At 40.4% G+C, this 18,607-nt stretch carries 20 protein-coding genes and 1 pseudogene; 12 read left to right on the top strand and 9 right to left on the bottom strand.

Features of this window, described 5'->3' with window-relative positions:
• Window position 1 precedes the first annotated feature (1 nt).
• The 4 genes from pheT to rpsT form a co-directional block, all read right to left on the bottom strand.
• Entirely contained in the window at window positions 2–2,413 is a 2,412-nt protein-coding gene (gene pheT / locus ID165_RS26005) for a phenylalanine--tRNA ligase subunit beta (RefSeq protein WP_192348288.1), read from the bottom strand.
• A gap of 265 nt (window positions 2,414–2,678) precedes the next feature.
• On the bottom strand, window positions 2,679–3,296 hold the full coding sequence (locus ID165_RS26000; RefSeq protein WP_192348287.1) for a DUF1684 domain-containing protein: 618 nt from the start codon (window positions 3,294–3,296) through the stop codon (window positions 2,679–2,681).
• 86 nt (window positions 3,297–3,382) lie between these two features.
• Window positions 3,383–4,078 carry a DNA repair protein RadC gene (radC, locus tag ID165_RS25995; RefSeq protein WP_192348286.1) on the bottom strand — a complete coding sequence of 232 codons (696 nt, stop codon included), beginning with the start codon at window positions 4,076–4,078 and terminating at the stop codon, window positions 3,383–3,385.
• Window positions 4,079–4,172: 94 nt separating this feature from the next.
• Window positions 4,173–4,427 (bottom strand): 30S ribosomal protein S20, encoded by a 255-nt coding sequence (gene rpsT / locus ID165_RS25990; RefSeq protein WP_057937416.1) that lies wholly within the window; start codon window positions 4,425–4,427, stop codon window positions 4,173–4,175.
• 212 nt (window positions 4,428–4,639) lie between these two features.
• Between rpsT and ID165_RS25985 the strand changes: the two genes are divergently transcribed.
• A complete protein-coding gene (locus tag ID165_RS25985) occupies window positions 4,640–5,575 on the top strand; it encodes a zinc dependent phospholipase C family protein (RefSeq protein ID WP_225586902.1) in 936 nt (311 codons plus the stop codon).
• Between the two features lie 376 nt (window positions 5,576–5,951).
• Entirely contained in the window at window positions 5,952–6,212 is a 261-nt protein-coding gene (locus ID165_RS26820) for a hypothetical protein (RefSeq protein WP_225586901.1), read from the top strand.
• A gap of 48 nt (window positions 6,213–6,260) precedes the next feature.
• Here the strand turns inward: ID165_RS26820 and ID165_RS25975 are convergent, their stop codons facing one another.
• A complete protein-coding gene (locus ID165_RS25975; RefSeq protein ID WP_192348284.1) occupies window positions 6,261–7,565 on the bottom strand; it encodes a pyridoxal phosphate-dependent aminotransferase in 1,305 nt (434 codons plus the stop codon).
• Window positions 7,566–8,045: 480 nt separating this feature from the next.
• Between ID165_RS25975 and ID165_RS25970 the strand changes: the two genes are divergently transcribed.
• From ID165_RS25970 to ID165_RS25960, 3 genes are all read left to right on the top strand, one after another.
• Window positions 8,046–9,260, top strand: coding sequence for a metallophosphoesterase (locus ID165_RS25970; protein WP_192348283.1), 1,215 nt, complete (start codon window positions 8,046–8,048; stop codon window positions 9,258–9,260).
• Window positions 9,261–9,571: 311 nt separating this feature from the next.
• Window positions 9,572–10,918: an ATP-binding protein gene (locus ID165_RS25965; protein ID WP_192348282.1), complete on the top strand. Its 1,347-nt coding sequence runs from the start codon at window positions 9,572–9,574 to the stop codon at window positions 10,916–10,918.
• Window positions 10,919–11,254: 336 nt separating this feature from the next.
• Window positions 11,255–11,542, top strand: a complete 288-nt coding sequence (locus ID165_RS25960; protein WP_192348281.1) for a helix-turn-helix domain-containing protein — start codon at window positions 11,255–11,257, stop codon at window positions 11,540–11,542.
• Between the two features lie 472 nt (window positions 11,543–12,014).
• On the opposite strand, the gene ID165_RS25955 is transcribed toward ID165_RS25960, so the two are convergent.
• Both ID165_RS25955 and ID165_RS25950 read right to left on the bottom strand, forming a co-directional pair.
• Window positions 12,015–12,293 (bottom strand): Txe/YoeB family addiction module toxin, encoded by a 279-nt coding sequence (locus tag ID165_RS25955; RefSeq protein ID WP_192348280.1) that lies wholly within the window; start codon window positions 12,291–12,293, stop codon window positions 12,015–12,017.
• A complete protein-coding gene (locus ID165_RS25950) occupies window positions 12,290–12,541 on the bottom strand; it encodes a type II toxin-antitoxin system Phd/YefM family antitoxin (RefSeq protein ID WP_192348279.1) in 252 nt (83 codons plus the stop codon). Before ID165_RS25950 ends, ID165_RS25955 begins: the two co-directional genes overlap by 4 nt.
• A 71-nt stretch (window positions 12,542–12,612) precedes the next feature.
• On the opposite strand from ID165_RS25950, the pseudogene ID165_RS25945 reads away from it, so the two are divergent.
• From ID165_RS25945 to ID165_RS25930, 4 genes and pseudogenes are all read left to right on the top strand, one after another.
• A pseudogene (locus ID165_RS25945) lies at window positions 12,613–12,993 on the top strand (metallophosphoesterase); the annotation flags it as partial.
• A 505-nt stretch (window positions 12,994–13,498) separates the two neighbouring features.
• Entirely contained in the window at window positions 13,499–13,738 is a 240-nt protein-coding gene (locus ID165_RS25940; RefSeq protein ID WP_192348278.1) for a hypothetical protein, read from the top strand.
• Window positions 13,739–13,864: 126 nt separating this feature from the next.
• Complete coding sequence (locus ID165_RS25935) at window positions 13,865–15,025, top strand: hypothetical protein (RefSeq protein ID WP_192348277.1); 1,161 nt, start codon at window positions 13,865–13,867, stop codon at window positions 15,023–15,025.
• A 187-nt stretch (window positions 15,026–15,212) separates the two neighbouring features.
• Window positions 15,213–15,656 (top strand): hypothetical protein, encoded by a 444-nt coding sequence (locus tag ID165_RS25930; protein WP_225586900.1) that lies wholly within the window; start codon window positions 15,213–15,215, stop codon window positions 15,654–15,656.
• A gap of 41 nt (window positions 15,657–15,697) precedes the next feature.
• On the opposite strand, the gene ID165_RS25925 is transcribed toward ID165_RS25930, so the two are convergent.
• Together ID165_RS25925 and ID165_RS25920 are read right to left on the bottom strand one after the other, a co-directional pair.
• Window positions 15,698–15,946 (bottom strand): hypothetical protein, encoded by a 249-nt coding sequence (locus ID165_RS25925; RefSeq protein WP_192348275.1) that lies wholly within the window; start codon window positions 15,944–15,946, stop codon window positions 15,698–15,700.
• Between the two features lie 113 nt (window positions 15,947–16,059).
• The gene (locus tag ID165_RS25920) at window positions 16,060–16,470 is read right to left on the bottom strand and encodes a helix-turn-helix transcriptional regulator (RefSeq protein WP_192348274.1); all 411 of its coding nucleotides are present in this window, start codon (window positions 16,468–16,470) and stop codon (window positions 16,060–16,062) included.
• Between the two features lie 85 nt (window positions 16,471–16,555).
• Here ID165_RS25920 and ID165_RS25915 point away from each other — a divergent pair, with 85 nt between their 5' ends.
• The 3 genes from ID165_RS25915 to ID165_RS25905 all read left to right on the top strand — a co-directional run bounded on the left by ID165_RS25915 (window position 16,556) and on the right by ID165_RS25905 (window position 18,603).
• A complete protein-coding gene (locus tag ID165_RS25915) occupies window positions 16,556–16,876 on the top strand; it encodes a hypothetical protein (RefSeq protein WP_192348273.1) in 321 nt (106 codons plus the stop codon).
• 239 nt (window positions 16,877–17,115) lie between these two features.
• The gene (locus tag ID165_RS25910) at window positions 17,116–17,712 is read left to right on the top strand and encodes a hypothetical protein (protein ID WP_192348272.1); all 597 of its coding nucleotides are present in this window, start codon (window positions 17,116–17,118) and stop codon (window positions 17,710–17,712) included.
• Between the two features lie 12 nt (window positions 17,713–17,724).
• Window positions 17,725–18,603 (top strand): HEPN domain-containing protein, encoded by an 879-nt coding sequence (locus ID165_RS25905; RefSeq protein ID WP_192348271.1) that lies wholly within the window; start codon window positions 17,725–17,727, stop codon window positions 18,601–18,603.
• Window positions 18,604–18,607 lie beyond the last annotated feature (4 nt).

Genomic DNA, 18,607 nt, shown 5'->3' with positions numbered 1-18,607 from the left:
TCTATGTTCTTATCAAAGCACCTACCTCTTTCTCAAAGGCTTGAATCAATTTACTCATAGTTTTGTCAATTACCTTATCAGTCAATGTATTTTCCTGATCCTGTAGATGAAAACTTAATGCATAGGCTTTCTTGCCCGCATCAATTTTATCTCCTTGGTACACATCAAAAACCCCAATTCTTTTTAATAATTTTCCTCCAAACTCCACTGCGACAGATTTCACCTGGTCATAACTCACCGTTTTGTCTATCACCAGGGAAAGATCCCTGCGAACTTCCGGGAATTTTGAGATCTCCTCAAATTTCTTCAAACCCGAAGCTTTTTTGCAAAGCAGATCCCAATTCAACTCAGCATACCAAACTTCCTGCCGTACTTCCGCTTGCTTCAAAATCTTATCGTCAAGCAAACCTATAGTGGCCAGTTCCTTTTGTCCCAGCATGATCTTCAAGCCATAGGCATACGGCGCAGTCTCCACCATAGAAAGATCGCCCGGCTGCACATTTAGCTTTTCCAGAATCCCCTCCACTGTAGCGTACAAATCCGTGAATGCGAACCCTTTGGTTGGTTCCACCCAGCTTTCGGCTGTTTTCTTACCTGTAAGGAAAAGTGAAAGTCTCTTGCTTTCTGCATATCCTTCTTCGGACTTATGATAAACGGTGCCAAACTCGAAGTATTTCAAATCAGTCTGACGTCTATTGATATTCCTAGCCAGCACTTCCAAGCCGGAGTAAAGTAAACTCTGACGCATCACATCCAGATCTTCACTAAGCTTATTGTAGATGACTACGCTGTCCTTTGGATCCAAGAAACCGGATTTCTCCGCATAGGTAGATTTCGTCAAACTATTCGTAATCATCTCATAATAGCCCTGACCCGTCAAAATCTCTGTCAAGCGATACTGCAGCTTGCTCAGGTCTTTTGCAGGATGCTCTGCAAGGTAATCCGTTCTGAGATTCTCGGAAAGGGCCACATTGTGAAAGCCGTAAACCCTCAAAATCTCCTCAATAATATCCGCTTCACGGGTCACATCTACACGGTACGGCTTGGCAATCGCGGTAAAACCTTCTGCGGTTTCATTTTCAACTTTGATTTCCAAACTTTCCAAAATCGATCTCACCTGTGAGGGCTCAATTTTCTTTCCGATCAGTCGATTGATATGGCCATAATTCACCTCGATCACAAAATCCTCAATCGGCTCCGGGTAAATATCCGTCAACTCAGAACATACTTTTCCTCCTGCGATTTCCTTCAAAAGCTTGACCGCCATTTTCAGCGCATAAACAGGCATATTTGGATCAGTTCCTCTTTCAAACCGGAACGAAGCATCTGTCTTCAACCCATGAAACTGGCTTCCTTTTCTTACTATATCAGGAGAGAAATAAGCCGACTCCAAGAAAATAGTTGTAGTACTATCAGAAACTCCAGAATCTACTCCTCCAAAGACACCGGCGATGCAAAGTCCGCCTTTTGCGTCTTTGATCATCAGCTCTTCACCGGAAAGCTTGCGTTCTTTCCCATCCAATGTCACAAACTTGGCATCCTTTGGCATTTTGCCTACGATAATTTTTCCTCCGGAAATTTTCGCTGCATCAAACGCATGAAGAGGCTGCCCAAGATCATGTAAAATAAAATTGGTGATATCCACCACATTATTAATAGGCTCCAGGTCAAGCGCTTTCAAGAAATTCTGAAGCCAAGCGGGAGAAGGCCCAACCTTCAAACCGGTCATCACCACACCTGCATAGCGCGGACAATCGGCAGTACTTTCCACCTCCACCTCAATGGCAGGGCCTGAAGCCTCCACGTTCAATTCAGGAGCTGAATCGATCGCTAAATCTCGACCCAAAAGTGCTTTCAAATCACGGGCGACACCTAAATGCGAAGCTGCATCAGCCCGGTTTGGGGTCAAGCCAATTTCCAAAACCCTGTCTTGCCCTACTTCGATAAACTCAAATGCGGGAGTACCATTTGGCAAATCCGTGTCCAACACCATAATCCCTGCATGGCTAGAACCAAGGCCTAACTCATCCTCAGCGCAAATCATCCCTTCCGAAACTTCACCTCTGATCTTTGCTTTCTTAATCTGAAATGAATCGCCTTCGGAGGGGTAAAGCGTAGCTCCAACAGTTGCAACCAATACCTTTTGACCTTTGGCTACGTTGGGAGCTCCGCAAACTATGGGAGAGATGCCGCTACCAATATCAACCGTGGTCACACTTAATTTATCGGCATTCGGGTGTTTTTCACAGGTAAGCACCTCACCGATCACAATACCTTCCAGTCCTCCTTTGACTGAGACGAATTCTTCTATGCCCTCCACTTCCAATCCGGACTGAGTCAGCAAGGCAGCGATTTCCTCAGCCGATTCGGTGTGGGGTATATATTTTTTTAATCGATTTATTGAAATTTTCATGTGTTTATAATTTCTTTTTTAGCAGTCACCCCCGATTAGTCGGAGCAGGCTACGGAACCCCTGCCTGCCTTCAGTCAGGTCGCAAGATTATCATCTCAGTATGTGACACTTGAGTCATGCCTGTATGCCTCAGGCAGGCTCGATTTCATAAGTCATTCCTAATAAAGCAAACCAAATGATCTGCGAGATATACAAAAGGGGTTCGAAAACCCCTTTTTATTTAATAGTACGTACAAATTTAAGAGATTTGAGCTAGGCGGAAAGGCTATTTCCCGTAATTTTTCTCGCCCACGGGAATTGGGATCTCCAGTAAGTTTTCTTTGGGGGGGAGTGGACAGGCGTAATCCGGATTATAAGCGCAGTAAGGATTATAAGCCATGTTAAAATCTAGGGTAATGCTGTTTTTACCATCCTGACGGGCATTGATATATCTGCCGCCACCGTAAGTTTCCCCCGCACTGGTTTTGTCCGCAAATGCCAAAAAGAAATTTCGCTTATCCGGTTCATTGATTGCCTGCAATAGCAAAAGCTTTTCAGTCTTACCGCTCAGTTCAAACTCTGCCCAAGAATGCTCAATGTATTTCTCCTTACTTCCATCCGTCAATGGCACCTCCCTCACTTTCCTTTCTTCGATCGGCAAAAGTCTCGCTTTCACTTTGTAGGTAGGGTCAATCGGATAAAAATTCAATTTTGCAAAATTCAATTTTTGCTCTTCTGTCAGAGGCGAATCAAATTCAAAACGGAGGAATTTAAACTGCTTCTCACGTTCTTTCTCAATCCTTTCAATGTAATCCTCGGGACTCTCAGCACCTGTCAGTGTATAAACCACCGCAGCTAAAACCACCACGGAGACAATCAGAAGTATAATCGTGTTATTTTTCATGTGTTGATAATTTCTATTTCCAGGCCATAATCTATCCCGTGACGAAGAAAATGGGGATAGCCTCGGGCAGGCTCGATTTTATCGCATCAGAGTATGCCCTCATCGGCGAAGCTAAAGTAGCCAACATCTGTAAAAATCACATGATCCAACACCGGCAAATCCAATTCCCTGCCTATTGTGACCAACCGCCGGGTAAGCCGTTTGTCTTGGTCCGAAGGACCAAGGTTGCCACTTGGATGATTATGAACGAGGATGATGGACTGTGCCAGATGCTCAAGCGCAAGTTTGAAGACTATCTTGACATCCACGACGGTACCCGCAGTACCTCCTTGGGAAATCCGCTGTTTTTTGACGACTTGATTGCCCCTATTGAGCAAGATGAGATAAAAATGTTCTATTTGTTCGTCCAGCAAATCAGATCTCATCAGTTCATAAATATCCTGAGAAGAGGTAATGCGTGGTTTTGTTACGGGCTCCGAATCTTTCCTTCTTCGTCCCAGTTCCATGGCGGCAATAATGGAAATAGCCTTAGCTTCCCCTATCCCCTTAAATTTTTTCAAATCTTGGATGGAGAGCTTTGCTAGTGCTCTCAGGTCATAATTTATACCGGCAAGAATATGCTTGGAGAGATCCACAGCACTCACTGAAGGAGTGCCGGAACCGATTAATATGGCAATAAGCTCCGCATCAGTCAGAGCCGATCTACCTTTGATGAGAAGTTTTTCGCGAGGCCGGTCTTCTTCTGCAAGCTGGGAAATTTTGATCGAAGAGTAAGTATTCATAGTGGTCAAAAAAAGTGAGCTATGAATTTAATTACTTCAAGGCATAAAAAAAACCCCGTCTAGCAGGGTTTTAGAGAAATAAAATCTTAAAAGATCAACCTAGTGCGGATACGAACTTTGCCAATCTTGATTTTTTGTTACTTGCGTTGTTCTTGTGAATCACATTCTTCTTAGCCAACTTGTCCAACATAGAAGATACTTTTTTGTAAAGCTCAGAAGCTTCTACTTTATCAGTAGTTGCTTTCAATCTTTTGATGAAAGTTCTAGTTGTTTTAGCCTGATATCTGTTTCTCAAACGCTTAGCTTCGTTAGCACGAATTCTCTTCAGAGCTGATTTGTGATTTGCCATATCTTGATATTAATTGAATTTCTTTACGTGTCCCTATTCCGAATCGGAGTGCAAAGTTATTGTAATTTATTAATACTGCCAAAGGAATTTTAAACATTCCTATGGTAATCAGTCTTCTTTGGATTCAATAATTTGGCGTTTGCTCCTATATTTGCGCAAATATAGCTTATATTGAAGTATATACATCCTAAACATTTTGATTATTTTTAAGAATGAGATTTTTTCTAATCTGGATATTTTGGCCTTTTTTTATTTCCGATTCTACAGGTTACTGGGGATTCTACGCACATGCCTTGATAAACAGGCTTGCCGTCTTTTCACTTCCGGAGGAAATGATTGGGTTTTATAAACCTCAGATCCAATACATTACTGAAAATGCAGTAAATCCTGACCGAAGAAGATATGCGGTAAAAGGTGAAGCTGAAAAGCATTTTATCGATCTGGATTTTTATGGGGATTCTGCGCTTCAGATTTTGCCAAAATACTGGAATGAGGCAGTAGAAAAACTCACAGAAGACAGTCTTCGGGCAAATGGAATCGGCCCATGGTCTGCTTATTTCACCTTCCTAAATCTTACAAAAGCCTTCGAATCAAAAAACTCAGCCGCTATTTTGAGGCTCTCTGCTGACTTGGGGCATTATATAGGCGATCTGAATGTCCCGCTACACACTACGGTAAATTATAATGGCCAGCTGACCGATCAAATCGGAATACATGGTTTCTGGGAAAGCCGTGTTCCAGAGCTTCAGGCAAAGGATTATCCGCTATGGGTCGGGCAAGCGGAATATGTGGAAAAGCCCCAGTTGGCACTATGGGATGCCGTGGCGGAAGCCCATGGAAAAGTGGATAGCGTGCTGATGGTAGAAAGGGAATTGACGCAAAACTTTTCCCCCGACCGGAAATACAGTTATGAAGAACGGAACAATTTAACCGTTCGCGTTTATTCGCGAGAATTCACAGAGGCCTATGCTCTTGCTCTAAATGGCCAAATTGAACGTCAAATGAAAAAATCCATCAAAATGATTGCGGATTTTTGGTTTACCGCCTGGGTAAATGCCGGGCAGCCTGATCTGTCAGTTTTTCCTAAAAAAACTTTAGAAGAAGAAATCATCATCCCGGATGCAAAGATTAAAGTGAGAGACCATTGAAAGGAAGAAAGACCCTTCAAGGGCTTTAAGTCCCTTGAAGGGTTATCAATAATTATTCAGTTTAGTAACTTTTACTATGCCAAGACCTACAATACCATTTGAACCAGGTGGATATTACCATGTATGGACTCATGCAAATGGGATGGAAAACATTTTTCGAGAAGATGAGAATTACTATTTTTTCCTGTCGAAGTATTCCTTCTATTTATCCCCCGTAGTAAAGACTTTCGCCTATTGCCTCATGCCAAATCATTTCCACTTTTTGATTCAGGTAAATGAAGACCCAGCATCATCCACGAGCAAAGCCTTTTCTAATCTTCTTAATTGTTACTGCCAATCCTACAATAAGAAATACCATAGAAAAGGGAGCTTATTCATGTCTAATCTGAAAAGAAAAAAAATAGACAGTGACTCATACTTTACGAGATGTGTCACTTATATTCATCAAAATCCATCTCATCATGGATTTGTGAAAGATTTCTCTAAATGGCACTATAGTTCCTGGAATGCCTTTTTTTCTGAAAAACAAACCTTGCTGGAAAGAGAAAAAGTCATAGAATGGTTTGGAGGAAAAGAAGAAATGATTTCTGCTCACAAAACATCAATTGAATTAAAATTTGACACCGCTGAAAAATAACTAATTTTACAACCCCCCGAGGGTTTTAGAACCCTCGGGGGGTGGGTATCAAGACCTCAAATAACTCTCAATCGCCCTGCCAAGTCTCCTGAAAGTACTCTTAAACACCTCCTCATTTTCCTCCAAGAGCGTCACACGGAATCCCCTCAGATCTGAACAGAAGGAAGAAATAGGCACCACGCAAATCTGCTCGGCAGCCAATAGATTATAAACAAAGCGCTTGTCCAAAGGCATGTCCCTTTCTTCCAACCAAGAATCCAACAATCCTTTCAGTTTCTCATCTTTTATGGACAGAAACTGATCTTGCTTCAACACCCCTTCTTCAAATACTATGGTATTATAAAAAGCTCCTTGCGTGGGATTAAACTTGATTCCCGGGATATCACCCAAAATCTCCCGCATCCAGTCGCTTCGCTTTCCGATCTGGGCATTTGCTTCCTCTCTATACTTGAAGTAAGCGGGGTGCTTCATGATTTTAGGTATAGCCAGCTGCGGCAAAATAGTAGAGCAAACCTCGATCATTTTGGCATTTTCCAGTGTCTGGCAAAGCTTGGAAAACTCCTTGGAAGATTCCCTATTATAAAATTCCATCCAGCCACATCTAGATCCAGGCCATGGGAATTCTTTAGAAATTCCTTTTAGGGAAATCGCAGGTCTATCGCCGATTACCTCAGCCAATGGAACAGCTGTAATTCCATTATAAGTAATATTCCGGTAGATCTCATCTGTGATCAAAAGCAGGTTAAATTCCTCTGCAATTTTCACAAAAGCCTCCAAAACCTCTCGAGGATATACCATCCCTGTAGGATTATCCGGATTGATAATCAAGATTCCGACTATGGACGGATTATACCTGACTTTCAAATACAAATCCTCCATATCCGGAAGCCACTGATTGTCCGGATCAAGCTTATAGGTAATCGGGGCAGCATTGGCATGTGCTGCCTCGGCAGAACTATGGGTACTATATGCAGGAGAAGGGCCAATAATCCTAGCTGTAGGAATCAAAAACTGGTATAACTTGGCGATAGCATCCCCTAGACCATTAAAGAACAGAATATCTTCCGCTGTGATCTGCGCGCCTCCCCGTTCGTTGGTAAGATCCGCGAGGAACTTACGTGTTTCCAGCACACCTTTAGAATCCGCATATCCATAGGTCTTATCCTCCTTCAACAGATCGGCAATGATCTCCTTCATCCAGTCCGGCACATGGTTGCTCTTTTGGATAGGATCGCCGATATTTTCCCAGGTCATTGAGTAGCCCAATGCTTCTACTTGACGTGCTTTCTTGACGATTCCACGAATCTCATAGGATAATTCTTCCGCTCCGGGTCTGAGGAGTAACTGTCTCATAGGTATGTTAGGCTGACTTCCAACTATTTCAGGCGCAAAGAAACAAAAAAGAGAAATGAAAGTATCGTCAGGAGTTGAAATAATGAAATATATGATTGTCCCAAACGATCCCAGTTATCATAATTCCTTTGCTTACCCGGCGTCTTCCCCACCTGCCCGAAAGACAGGAGTAACCTCAATGCAGTGTTTACCCGATAGTGTATTGCAGTAAACTTTTTACTAGCCGATAATCAATTATTCTTCATAAAAAGAAATTAGACTATAGCATCAAGAATGACTACCCTGCCTATCCACTTTTGATGCAGAAATTCTTGCATCTATTTCAGCCAAGAAGGTGGTTTTTACGTACAGGGTTTATCCTAGTAATGTGTTAAGTCAAAACCTGTCAGGTTTACCCCACACATTTTACGCATAGCACTAGTTTGCCTTAGCTCTCGGCTAGTCATCTTATATTTTCTGGTTTTAAAAAATCTTCCGCCATTGATCCGCATTGTAATCCTCCTAGTCTTCGTATTTCTAATCGACTGGTATTCTTATCAGGCTTTTAAAACCGTATTTCCCGAGCAAAACTGGATTAAGATCGGATTTTGGATCTTTTCTGTTTTCGTTTATCTCTTTGTAGCCTATGGATTTCTGATCTTCAGCCGGGGTAATCCCGGTCCGAACTTCGGAAGAATGATCTCCCTATTGGTTTTGTCATTGATCCCAAAACTCATCGTTCTGGGCTTTATGTTTGGAGAAGATATCTTACGTTTTCTTACGGGAATATTTTATTCTGTCGCCGGCAATCAGGAAGGCGATTTTCTTCCGGATCGCAGAAAATTTGTCAGCCAAGCCGCCTTAGCACTATCCACAGTTCCATTTCTGGGAATCCTGCACGGGGTTTTGGTAGGCAAATACCGCTACCGAGTAATCAATCATACCCTGGAATTTGACGATCTGCCAGTAGAATTTGACGGCTTTACGATCACCCAGATCTCAGACATCCATTCCGGAAGTTTTGACAATAAAAAGAAACTGGAATACGGCATTGATCTGATCAACCAACAAGCATCAGATGTGATCCTATTTACCGGAGATCTGGTCAACAACCAAGCGAAAGAAATGGAACCCTGGATTGACACGTTCAAAAAGCTGAAAGCCCCCATGGGAAAGTATTCCATTTTAGGAAACCATGACTATGGGGACTATATATCTTGGCCAAGTCAGGAGGCCAAAGAAGCGAATCTGCAGCGTCTCTACGAAATCCAGGAAGAATTAGGCTTTACCCTCTTACGCAACGAACATGTAAAAATCACAAAATCCGGAGCCAGCATAGACCTGATTGGTGTAGAGAATTGGGGAAAGGGATTTGGGCAATACGGAGACTTACAGAAAGCCGCAGCAAATCTCAGCGATAAAAGCTTTAAAATCTTGATGAGCCACGATCCTTCACATTTTGATGAGCAGGTGAAAAATTTCTCCCAACTCATCCATCTCACCTTGAGTGGACATACCCACGGAATGCAGTTTGGGATCGAGATCCCCGGTTTTATCAAATGGAGCCCGGCTTCTCTTCGCTATCCGAAATGGGCTGGACTGTATGAAGAACTAGGCCAATACTTACATGTCAACCGTGGATTTGGATTCTTGGCCTTCCCTGGTCGGGTTGGCATTTGGCCTGAGATTACGGTGCTGAAACTTAAAAAGAAATAAAAGCTACATTCCTTTAGACTCCTCTGACTGTCCATATTTGCTTCCCTAAGCATACATCAAGGATTACAGATTCAGGTATATGAGATAAAAGCTTAGATAATTCCCATGCCCAAATCAAGTGGGATTCCCAATTCCATCCCAACACTACGCAGACTAAGGATGGCTATCGCCCAACTATCATTTGCCCTGACTTTGTTACGAAATTTTATGAAAAATGCCCTTACTTTGAGACAGTAATTACTAAATTTACCATTACTTTGTTACAAAAAATTACAAAAAATACCTTTACTTTGTGACAACACAAATCATAAATGAGCTTCAATAGACAGATTTACAACACATTAATATCCTGGAAATCAAAATCAGAAAGGAAGCCACTTATTATACGGGGCGCCCGACAGGTTGGAAAGACAACTCTGGTCAAGCATTTCGCAAAAAGCTTCCCGAATGCGATTTTGCTAAACTTCGAAAAAATGAGTGACCGGTCTTTCTTCGAAGACTTCGATGATGTCAAAACAATCGTTGAGGCGATATTGGTCAGCAAGAATTTACCATCAACCAATCTTTCTAATACGTTACTTTTTCTAGATGAAATTCAGGAATCTCCCAAGTCCATACAATTGCTCCGCTATTTTTATGAGGAAATGCCTGAAATGCCCATCATCGCAGCCGGATCACTTTTAGAATTCGCCTTAAAAGAAGTCAAGAGTTTTCCTGTGGGAAGGGTTGAATTTCTGTATCTCTACCCGATGAATTTCCATGAGTACCTCGAGGCCATTGGCCAAAAAGCTGCATTGGAACAATTCACACAAGTACCGTTAAAACCCTTTGCCCATAAGACGTTGATGAATTTATTTCATCGTTATGCCATCATAGGCGGGATGCCCGAAATCATCAAAGCAGATGTAGAAAAGCAAAATCTTGCCGACTTGCCGCCCATTTATGAAAGTATTTGGAGTGCTTATAAATCAGATATTGAAAAGTACAGCAGCAATGAAAATGAGCGTAAAATCATCCGCCATTTGATGAATTCGGCATATGTAGCCTTAGATCAACGTGTCAAATTCCAAGGCTTCGGCAATTCCAATTACAGGTCTAGAGAAATCGGAGAATCTTTCCGCATTCTGGAAGAAGCGAAGGTCATGCGGTTGATTTACCCAACTACAGATCTAGCTCCACCGCTTCAACCCGACTTGAAAAAATCTCCCCGAATCCAATTCCTTGACACTGGCTTGATCAACTATTCCCTAGGTATACAGGGGCAGATGCTGCGGATGGAAGACTTGAGCCAAGCCTATAAAGGTGCGCTGATTCCCCATCTTATCACGCAAGAATTAATCTCGACCACCCACCTGACCGATCACAAACCTAACTTTTGGGTGCGTGAGAAAAGGCAGTCCAGTGCAGAAGTAGATTTGGTAATCCCATATCAAGGCTGGGCTATACCTATTGAAATCAAATCCGGTGCCACAGGTTCTCTTCGCTCGCTACATCAATTTATCGATGCCTGTGACCATGGTTTTGCCATAAGGATCTATGGAGGTGAATTGAGAATCGAAGAGACATCTACTCCTTCGGGTAAAGCTTATAGACTGCTTAATCTACCCTATTATCTAGGGACGAGAATCAAAGAATATTTGGATTGGTTTATTCAATAAAGCTTGTAGATAGTTCAGAAAACCACTTATTCCCTAATCTTTACATGTAAACCGTGGGGTTGGATTTTTGGCCTTTCCAGGCAGGGTTGGGATTTGGCTGGAGATTACGGTGCTGAAGTTGAGGAGGAAGTAGTATCTGTTGGTTGGAATTTGTAATCCGTGTCACCTAGGAGGTGTCTAAAATCTGTATACTTTTTTAGGACGAATCAGGCTATCCCACTACCTTACCCCGAATCTCGGGAAAGAAGTACGTGTTAAAACCTTTAAATAGTTTACATATAACGAAATTGAGAAAGCCGACAAGATTAGAACGAATTACCTAAAAAGTAAAAAGAGATGAAGAGCTACAAATTAGACGAAGCAGAAGACCTTTTAATCGGGGAAAAGGGCGCAAAAGAAAGAGATGAATATGAGTTTGAATTAAAACTTGAACTCATAGGAGATATGATTAAAACTGCCCGTAAAGAACGAAAACTAACACAAGAACAACTGGGAGAGTTGGTAGGTGTAAAAAAAGCTCAAATATCAAGATTGGAAAATAGCACCGGAAATGTAACTTTTGAGACCGTGATGCGAATCTTTAATGCTTTGGGAGCTAAAATCAATTTGAGTCTTCAGATGTAAAAAACACTTTGCAGGTAGAATGGACGACAGTGAGCTGTAAAGCTCACGCTGCGCCTCACATATTTATGACCACCGTCTCCTGCTTCTTGGCACAGGCTGCATACAGCCGTTCGTAAAGCAAAGGATTATTACCCGGATTTATCAAGAGGGGAAAGGCTTATCTCCAATACCCAAAATGTGCCAGACTATACGAAGAACTAGGCCGCTACCTCCATGTCAACCGTGGGTTTGGTTTTTTGTCCTTTCCTAGTCGGGTCGGAATCTGGTCAGAGATTACGGTGTTGAAGTTGAAGAGGAAGCAGTAGTCTAGGCTTGAGGGTATTTTTAGGTGAGGTTAGTATGAAGCTTTGCTGGAGTCTTGGCCTTTTGCCTACCCGACAAGACGGGGTTATTTTCGGCTAAGCCAAACTGGCACAATTATCAAAATGTTAGATTCAATGCGACCATAAAAATAAACAGTGGAAGATGAGCTTTATTTATCGTCATAATGGCCATAAGCACCTAAAACCGTTACTACAATCTTAGAACCGTCTATGAGGTAAACAAGCCTGTGCTTTCTGTCGATCCTTCTCGACCAGGTGTTCTGCTGGTAGTATTTAAGTTTTTCGGGTTTACCCTTGCCTGTTTCGGGGTGTACTTTTAGTTCTTGGATTAATGTGAACAGCTTCTTTATTAGAATTTTGTTGCCAGTTTTCTTTAGTTTCTCAATATCTTCCAATGCTTCTGAAGTGAAAACAATCTCAAAAATCATAAGCCAAGAAGTTCCTTCAATTGATCGTCAGTTAACTTTACCGTTTTACCTTCATTGTAGGACTGAATGCTTTTTGATATCCGCTCTTGAATTGCAGGATCATCAAAGAAGCGATCATTTTTCACATTGTTTGATAGTTCATAAATTTTATCCTTGCCTCTCTGAATGATAACCCGCTCATTCTTATCAATCAAATCCAAATATTTTTTGAGATTTTGGCGAAATTCTCTAGTGCTTACTACAACCATGGTTTTTAATATTTGTATACACAATAAGATACACAAATATAAGCATTAGAGTTCAAAAATTATCTTGAAAAATTGACCTGATCGGGGTGGAGAATTGGGGTAAAGTATTTGGGCAATACGGAGACTTACAGAAAGCCGCAGCAAACCTAAGCGATAAAAGCTTTAAAATCCTGATGAGCCACGATCCTTCCCACTTTGATGAGCAGGTGAAAAATTTCCCCAAATTTATCCATCTCACCTTGAGTGGACATACCCACGGAATGCAGTTTGGGATCGAGATCCCCGGTTTTATCAAATGGAGCCCGGCCTCCCTTCGCTATCCTAAATGGGCTGGACTGTACGAAGAACTAGGCCAATACTTACATGTCAACCGTGGATTTGGATTCTTGGCCTTTCCTGGCCGGGTGGGGATATGGCCGGAGATTACGGTATTGAAGTTGAATAAGAAATAAAAAACATCCTTTGTTTAGACGCAGCGGCTCATAAGATTTTAAATCCGAGTAATTGTGATAAAAATTTGATTGGAATTATTGCTTCATAGGTATCTCCTCCTTACAACCAAAAAAGAATTTTGGACGATCCATCTGAGCAAAAAGTCTTAGCTCTCAAGAATATCGACACGACTACTTACTTCTCAAAAATGCTTAGCACTTGGGATGCATATTACCTCATCTTGTACTCTTAAAAGGCCATTCATTATTCCGTTTTTGGTGAAGAGGTCTCAGGGAATTTACCAAGAAAAAAATATTCAGGGCATAGAGTGCTAAATAATGAAGATTAATGATAAATTGAAACCACTAGCCAAATACAAACTGGGAGGAATAGAAGAGTATAGTTGAAAACTAACACACCCCATGCATTAACTTGACTACGTCGAATTCGGGGATGCCCTCGACATTTGCGTTCCTTGATGGAGGAATAGAGGTCTGTAATTTAATCAGAAATAAAAAAACTATCATGACAACTAAGAAAGATTTAATTAACCTTGGATATAATACTAAAACTATATTGGAGAATAACTCTGGAAAACTAATATCAACTGATTTTAGATATGGCAAGGTTGGGGAAAGGCCATATCTTGTTAATCTTTCTTTAACTGGAGAAGTAGATATAATTTTTCCTAATAATGCTAAAAACACAGGGGTATTAACAACCTCTGATTTATCTAAGTTTATAGATTGGCATAATAGTCAGTAATATCAATCAAATTAATCCAAAAACCACTTAAAATGCAACTACTACAACTGGAACCATCTATAATACTATCATTTCTTACAGAACCCGAAAATTAAAAAGCATTCCAGACTCGTTAATTACAAACATATGGAGGATTTAATGTATTACAATGAGATATCAAATATTATTGAAAAGGTTGAGAGAGGCCAAGATCCATATTCCTCTTCAAACGGATTTGCTATTCTCTTAAACTCTGTTGGAACAAACATTCACAAAGAATTATCTAACTCTTGTTTCATAAAGACTGATTATGCTTGTAAATTAGTACTAGAAAACTATCATAAGATGAATGTCATAAATAGCTCTTCAGCTATCAATGATGAAAATAAATGGAAAATAACGAGTGAGTTTACATACATGTCTTTTGCAAAAATATTAGACGCTATAGACTTTACACACCATGAGTATATTAGCAAAACAAAAACCTATTCATATAAATCAATAAACTCTTTTTCCTTAAAGTCAGAATACACAAAAATTCTAAGTAGAATTATAGAAATTATCTTGATTCTAAAAAAATTTTACAATCTAGTAGATATTAACAATCAACTATATAAAGAAAGTCAAAAGATATTTGAGCTTGCTCAATCCTTAGACATAAAAATCAATTCGAGAGAAGAAAATTTAGAATATTACTTATCAGTTAATATTGATGAACTTTCTAAAATTGACACTACTGATTCCGTAAAGTATTACAAATGTTTCGACTACTCTGTTATTTTTTCGTCATATACTGACTATTCATTTCAAGAAGCAAAACAATCTTTAGATAATGTTAAATCTTGGAAACCCTTTAGATCAAAACTTAAAAAAATGCATGAGATAGATGCTGCTACTCAAAATCTAAATAATGAACTCAAGAAGTTAAAATACAAAAGAGATAATTTAAAAAGACAGATTGAAAACGAAATTGTATTAATGAAGGAAGAGATTGACAGACTTATATCTTTTTCAAATGTTCAAAATATTGATTATCCATCCAATTCAATGGATAATTCCAATATTCTAGAAGTTAAAAAAATTGCCACTGCAAAGATTCGAAAAGCATTAGATAAAAAGGTAAAAGAAATAGATGGACCATTTGATCTATTCAATATTCAGATGGCTCAAAATGAATTGGTTTTAATGATTAATAATTACAAGGAAACGTTTAAAAGAAATCAACATAGGTTAAAATTATCAGAAATTGAAATTGAAAACCTTTTCAATGGTTTATTTAACGATTTACACGAAGAATACTTTAATTAATAAATCTATGCATTGAGTCCCCAAACACATAAGTAAATCACTTTTTGACAATAACAAATATTGACTCAAGAAATTCAGTTTCGTTTTTCTAACTATCAGGGATAATTTTCATTGACACAAAAACACTAAAACATCAAATAAACCGATCCTTCAAAATTAAGATTGTAATGTATTCCAACTAAATAAATTGAAACTTAAAATGCTAATAATTTTAATAGGAAACATAGCTACTGGAAAAACTACATACAGAAAAGAGAAATTCAAAAATAAAGAAATAATCATTTGCCCAGATGAATGGCATCAACTATCAAGTGAAGACCGAGAAGAAAAGTTTTATTCAGAATTGCATAAACATCTTTCCAAAGGAGAAATGGTGGTTATTGACGGAAATAACATTTGTAGAAACAGTCGAAAGAAATATAAGTCCTATGCGAGAACCTATGGACAGAAATTAGTCGCAATTGATTTTGGGCAAGGAAATGACGAAACTCTCAATAGACCACTATCACAAAAACCACAAGGGGAACATTCAAAATGGGTCATTTCTCATGAAGGTTATTTAAGCCGTTATGAAAAACCATCACTGGAAGAAGGGTTTAATTGTATTTTAGATGCAATTAATTACAAATAACCAAGAATCTTATTTATTAAACTTCTACTACCAACAGATTTTTATCTCCATAAATATTTTCTATTATCATAGCCATTTAATCCCACAAAATACAAGTAATTACCTATTTCAGCATTTTTACTAAATAGCTCAGATAGTTCAAATACAGAATCTATACTTTTTGATAAAACCAGACTAGACAAAAGAATTCCATCCACATTAAAAATCTCCATTTTCCTTTCATGAAAATCTATAAGGTTTGAAATTCCCTTAAAGGATTCATACCAGTCCTTGAAAATCAAATTTTCCATAATTCTCAAATCTAACAGTAGTATATTTTTTCTCGATCAGTTACCAAATTGGCGTCGGATTAGGCTTTGTTGTACACCCTCCAGCTTTCAAATCACAGAAGTATGAAGAAAACTCACTTCCCCACTATCCCCTTCAAAATTTCTACCTTTTCCCTTTCTGATTCCAAAAGCCGCTCATAGAGCTTCTTATTTTCCTCCATCGCTTCCATTAATTTATCCAATGGATTGAAGGAACAATAATTATTCACCGCATTCAAAGTAGAGCTATCGTGACTTTCAAAAGAATTATTGAAAATATGCATTGCTTCATCTTCAGAAAAGTTTTTCACAGCCTCAGCAGGAACCTTCAAGATCTCAGCCACCTGGCGAAGTAACTCATCCTCCACTTCCTCCTTTTGCTCGAGTTGGCTGATTTTCTTCTGGGACCAGTCCTCCCCCAGCTCAAAGGCCAAGGCCTCCTGCTTGATGCCCATCATTTCCCTGAAGCGCTTGATATTTCTGCCGTGGTGGATCTTTTCGTTCATTAGGTGAAGTGTTTAGAAAGGGAAATTAAGAATTTCTGCCGAATTCACTAAACTAAGATATTCTGCTGGATGATTATATCCAAGTATGTCCACACGAATCAAGACATTTGCTGTCTCTAATTCTTTTACCATTTCGGACTTTGTTGACGCTGCGGCGCAAAATTATTGCAGCGATGAGGGTTTGCCAGCCCCTGCTATATCGGCCATGCCTACGGCATTTACTGGAATTCTCAATCAATCATTCTTTCCAGCCATTGAAATGGCTGGCTATAGTATCGGTCATGCCTACGGCATTTTTCCATTACAGTCCCAGCGGGACGATCCATCTTCTTGCCAGAGGTTTCAACCTCTGGGGAATTTGATGTTAACCCAGTCTGGCAAAGTCCCATCGGGACGGACGATATAGGTTTATCTAATCATATGAGTTGACCGTAGTCCGTGGCCTGTAGACGAAAATCTGCATGAGCTTTCTAACCTAGATTTCTCTTCATGAAAGAATTGTAGATGTTTTTTTTGCAAGAATAATTTATTCCAAATCCTTTCTAAGCTATTCTTTCTTAGAATACCCTATCCCACTGAAGATCATCAATTTGGATGCACAATTCCTCCGAAAGGAGCGACCAAACGCACAAAAATGATCGAACGATGGAAAACACATTCAGCACCTGCCGCAAGGCCTTTCGATGTAAAAATCAGCACCAGGCTTTTGTCACTTTAAACTATGTCCTTCAAAGTGTAGCTGACATCTCTTACTGGATTAAAAAAATCGAAGAAATACAACTGGCTGTATTTGAACATGAAATTGATTTCGAGAAAACTCCTCCCAACGCACTGATCTATTCCGGTCAACTTATACTCCAAGTCATCTATGCCGGCATCCACCTGCAGGAATTCCCTCCAATAGACAAGAAGTCGCTTTGCTGGAGCCATCTAGCCGACTCCTGTATTCAAGGCCGGTGCAAAAAAGAATCCGAAACCCTCCTTCCTCTACAAATCCTCGAATACGGGCCAAAAAATCTAAGCCTAGAAGAAATCCTCGACCCCTCGGCTTTCATCAAGGTATTTTTCCAGAAACAGTCTCTAAAGAAATGGATTTTACGCTGGAATCAGCTCCGTGAGATGGCTTTTTATAGCTATTCCATCTTTGACGGAGACGAAGGAGAATACCTGGAGGACTTTACCTATTTCAAAAAGCTACTTGAAGCCTGCTACCTGATTCATGTTCGTTATTCTCCCCTTTAACCCCCAAATCCCATGCAAGTCAAAATCTCAAGAACCGATCAAGACCGTGCAGAGCACTTCAGAAACTTTCTGCAGTTGCTGGTCGAAAAATTCCAACCTACCCGGATCATCTCTTTTGGAGCCCAAACGCTCAAAAATGAGATCACAGGATGCTTCGCCAACAAGCAAGTTATTCACCAACACCATTGTCTGCTGGTCTGCACCGAATCCTCAGCCCGCATCGAGTATGAGGTACAGGACTTTGCCAATACCCACTACCACAACGGTCAGGTCACCATCCTATGTCATGGAGAAGCTGCCGTCCAAGAAGGAATCGAATCCAACAACCGCTTCTTCTCCACAGTATTGGCGCATGGTAAGCCGCTCTATACCAGAGACGGTTTCTTTGATCTCGAATTCAAACCCTCCCTTGACCCTGCCAAAACTCTTGAGAAAGCGGAAAAGCATTTCTTTCACAGGACTGCTTTGGCCAGAGGATTTTTGGAGTCAGCACATGCCAGTCTTCAAAAGGAACAGTATAACGTCGCAACATTCCTCATGCATCAGGCAGTAGAGCAGTCCAGCATTCTTCTGATCCGAGTTCATATCGACTACCGCTCCGAATTTCACAACCTCCACCGACTTTTGGGACTGACCCGTTGTTTTTCTGATACTCCTCACGAGCTGATGATCGGAGATCGACCTGAGGACAAAAAGCTGTTCAGCCTTCTCACAAGCAGCTATGGACAGGCTCGCTATGCCCCCAACTTTCAGGTTTCCCAAAATGACGCCGAAAAACTCTACAAAAAAGCCTCCGCTCTTTTTGAGTTGACCAAGACCATGTGTGCCAACAAGATGGAAGCTATGGCCACTGAGGTCCCCGATTTCAATTCCCAAACCGCAAACGACTGAAACC

This window comes from Algoriphagus sp. Y33, from assembly GCF_014838715.1.
GTDB lineage: Bacteria > Bacteroidota > Bacteroidia > Cytophagales > Cyclobacteriaceae > Algoriphagus.
This window is presented reverse-complemented; position numbering and strand designations above follow the sequence as displayed.

What these genes read in the sequence shown, in the direction of transcription:
- pheT (WP_192348288.1), bottom strand. Translation starts at nt 2,413, where the DNA reads ATGAAAATTTCAATAAATCGATTAAAAAAATATATACCCCACACCGAA.
- ID165_RS26000 (WP_192348287.1), bottom strand. Translation starts at nt 3,296, where the DNA reads ATGAAAAATAACACGATTATACTTCTGATTGTCTCCGTGGTGGTTTTA.
- radC (WP_192348286.1), bottom strand. Translation starts at nt 4,078, where the DNA reads ATGAATACTTACTCTTCGATCAAAATTTCCCAGCTTGCAGAAGAAGAC.
- rpsT (WP_057937416.1), bottom strand. Translation starts at nt 4,427, where the DNA reads ATGGCAAATCACAAATCAGCTCTGAAGAGAATTCGTGCTAACGAAGCT.
- ID165_RS25985 (WP_225586902.1), top strand. Translation starts at nt 4,640, where the DNA reads ATGAGATTTTTTCTAATCTGGATATTTTGGCCTTTTTTTATTTCCGAT.
- ID165_RS26820 (WP_225586901.1), top strand. Translation starts at nt 5,952, where the DNA reads ATGTCTAATCTGAAAAGAAAAAAAATAGACAGTGACTCATACTTTACG.
- ID165_RS25975 (WP_192348284.1), bottom strand. Translation starts at nt 7,565, where the DNA reads ATGAGACAGTTACTCCTCAGACCCGGAGCGGAAGAATTATCCTATGAG.
- ID165_RS25965 (WP_192348282.1), top strand. Translation starts at nt 9,572, where the DNA reads ATGAGCTTCAATAGACAGATTTACAACACATTAATATCCTGGAAATCA.
- ID165_RS25960 (WP_192348281.1), top strand. Translation starts at nt 11,255, where the DNA reads ATGAAGAGCTACAAATTAGACGAAGCAGAAGACCTTTTAATCGGGGAA.
- ID165_RS25955 (WP_192348280.1), bottom strand. Translation starts at nt 12,293, where the DNA reads ATGATTTTTGAGATTGTTTTCACTTCAGAAGCATTGGAAGATATTGAG.
- ID165_RS25950 (WP_192348279.1), bottom strand. Translation starts at nt 12,541, where the DNA reads ATGGTTGTAGTAAGCACTAGAGAATTTCGCCAAAATCTCAAAAAATAT.
- ID165_RS25940 (WP_192348278.1), top strand. Translation starts at nt 13,499, where the DNA reads ATGACAACTAAGAAAGATTTAATTAACCTTGGATATAATACTAAAACT.
- ID165_RS25935 (WP_192348277.1), top strand. Translation starts at nt 13,865, where the DNA reads ATGGAGGATTTAATGTATTACAATGAGATATCAAATATTATTGAAAAG.
- ID165_RS25925 (WP_192348275.1), bottom strand. Translation starts at nt 15,946, where the DNA reads ATGGAAAATTTGATTTTCAAGGACTGGTATGAATCCTTTAAGGGAATT.
- ID165_RS25920 (WP_192348274.1), bottom strand. Translation starts at nt 16,470, where the DNA reads ATGAACGAAAAGATCCACCACGGCAGAAATATCAAGCGCTTCAGGGAA.
- ID165_RS25915 (WP_192348273.1), top strand. Translation starts at nt 16,556, where the DNA reads ATGTCCACACGAATCAAGACATTTGCTGTCTCTAATTCTTTTACCATT.
- ID165_RS25910 (WP_192348272.1), top strand. Translation starts at nt 17,116, where the DNA reads ATGGAAAACACATTCAGCACCTGCCGCAAGGCCTTTCGATGTAAAAAT.
- ID165_RS25905 (WP_192348271.1), top strand. Translation starts at nt 17,725, where the DNA reads ATGCAAGTCAAAATCTCAAGAACCGATCAAGACCGTGCAGAGCACTTC.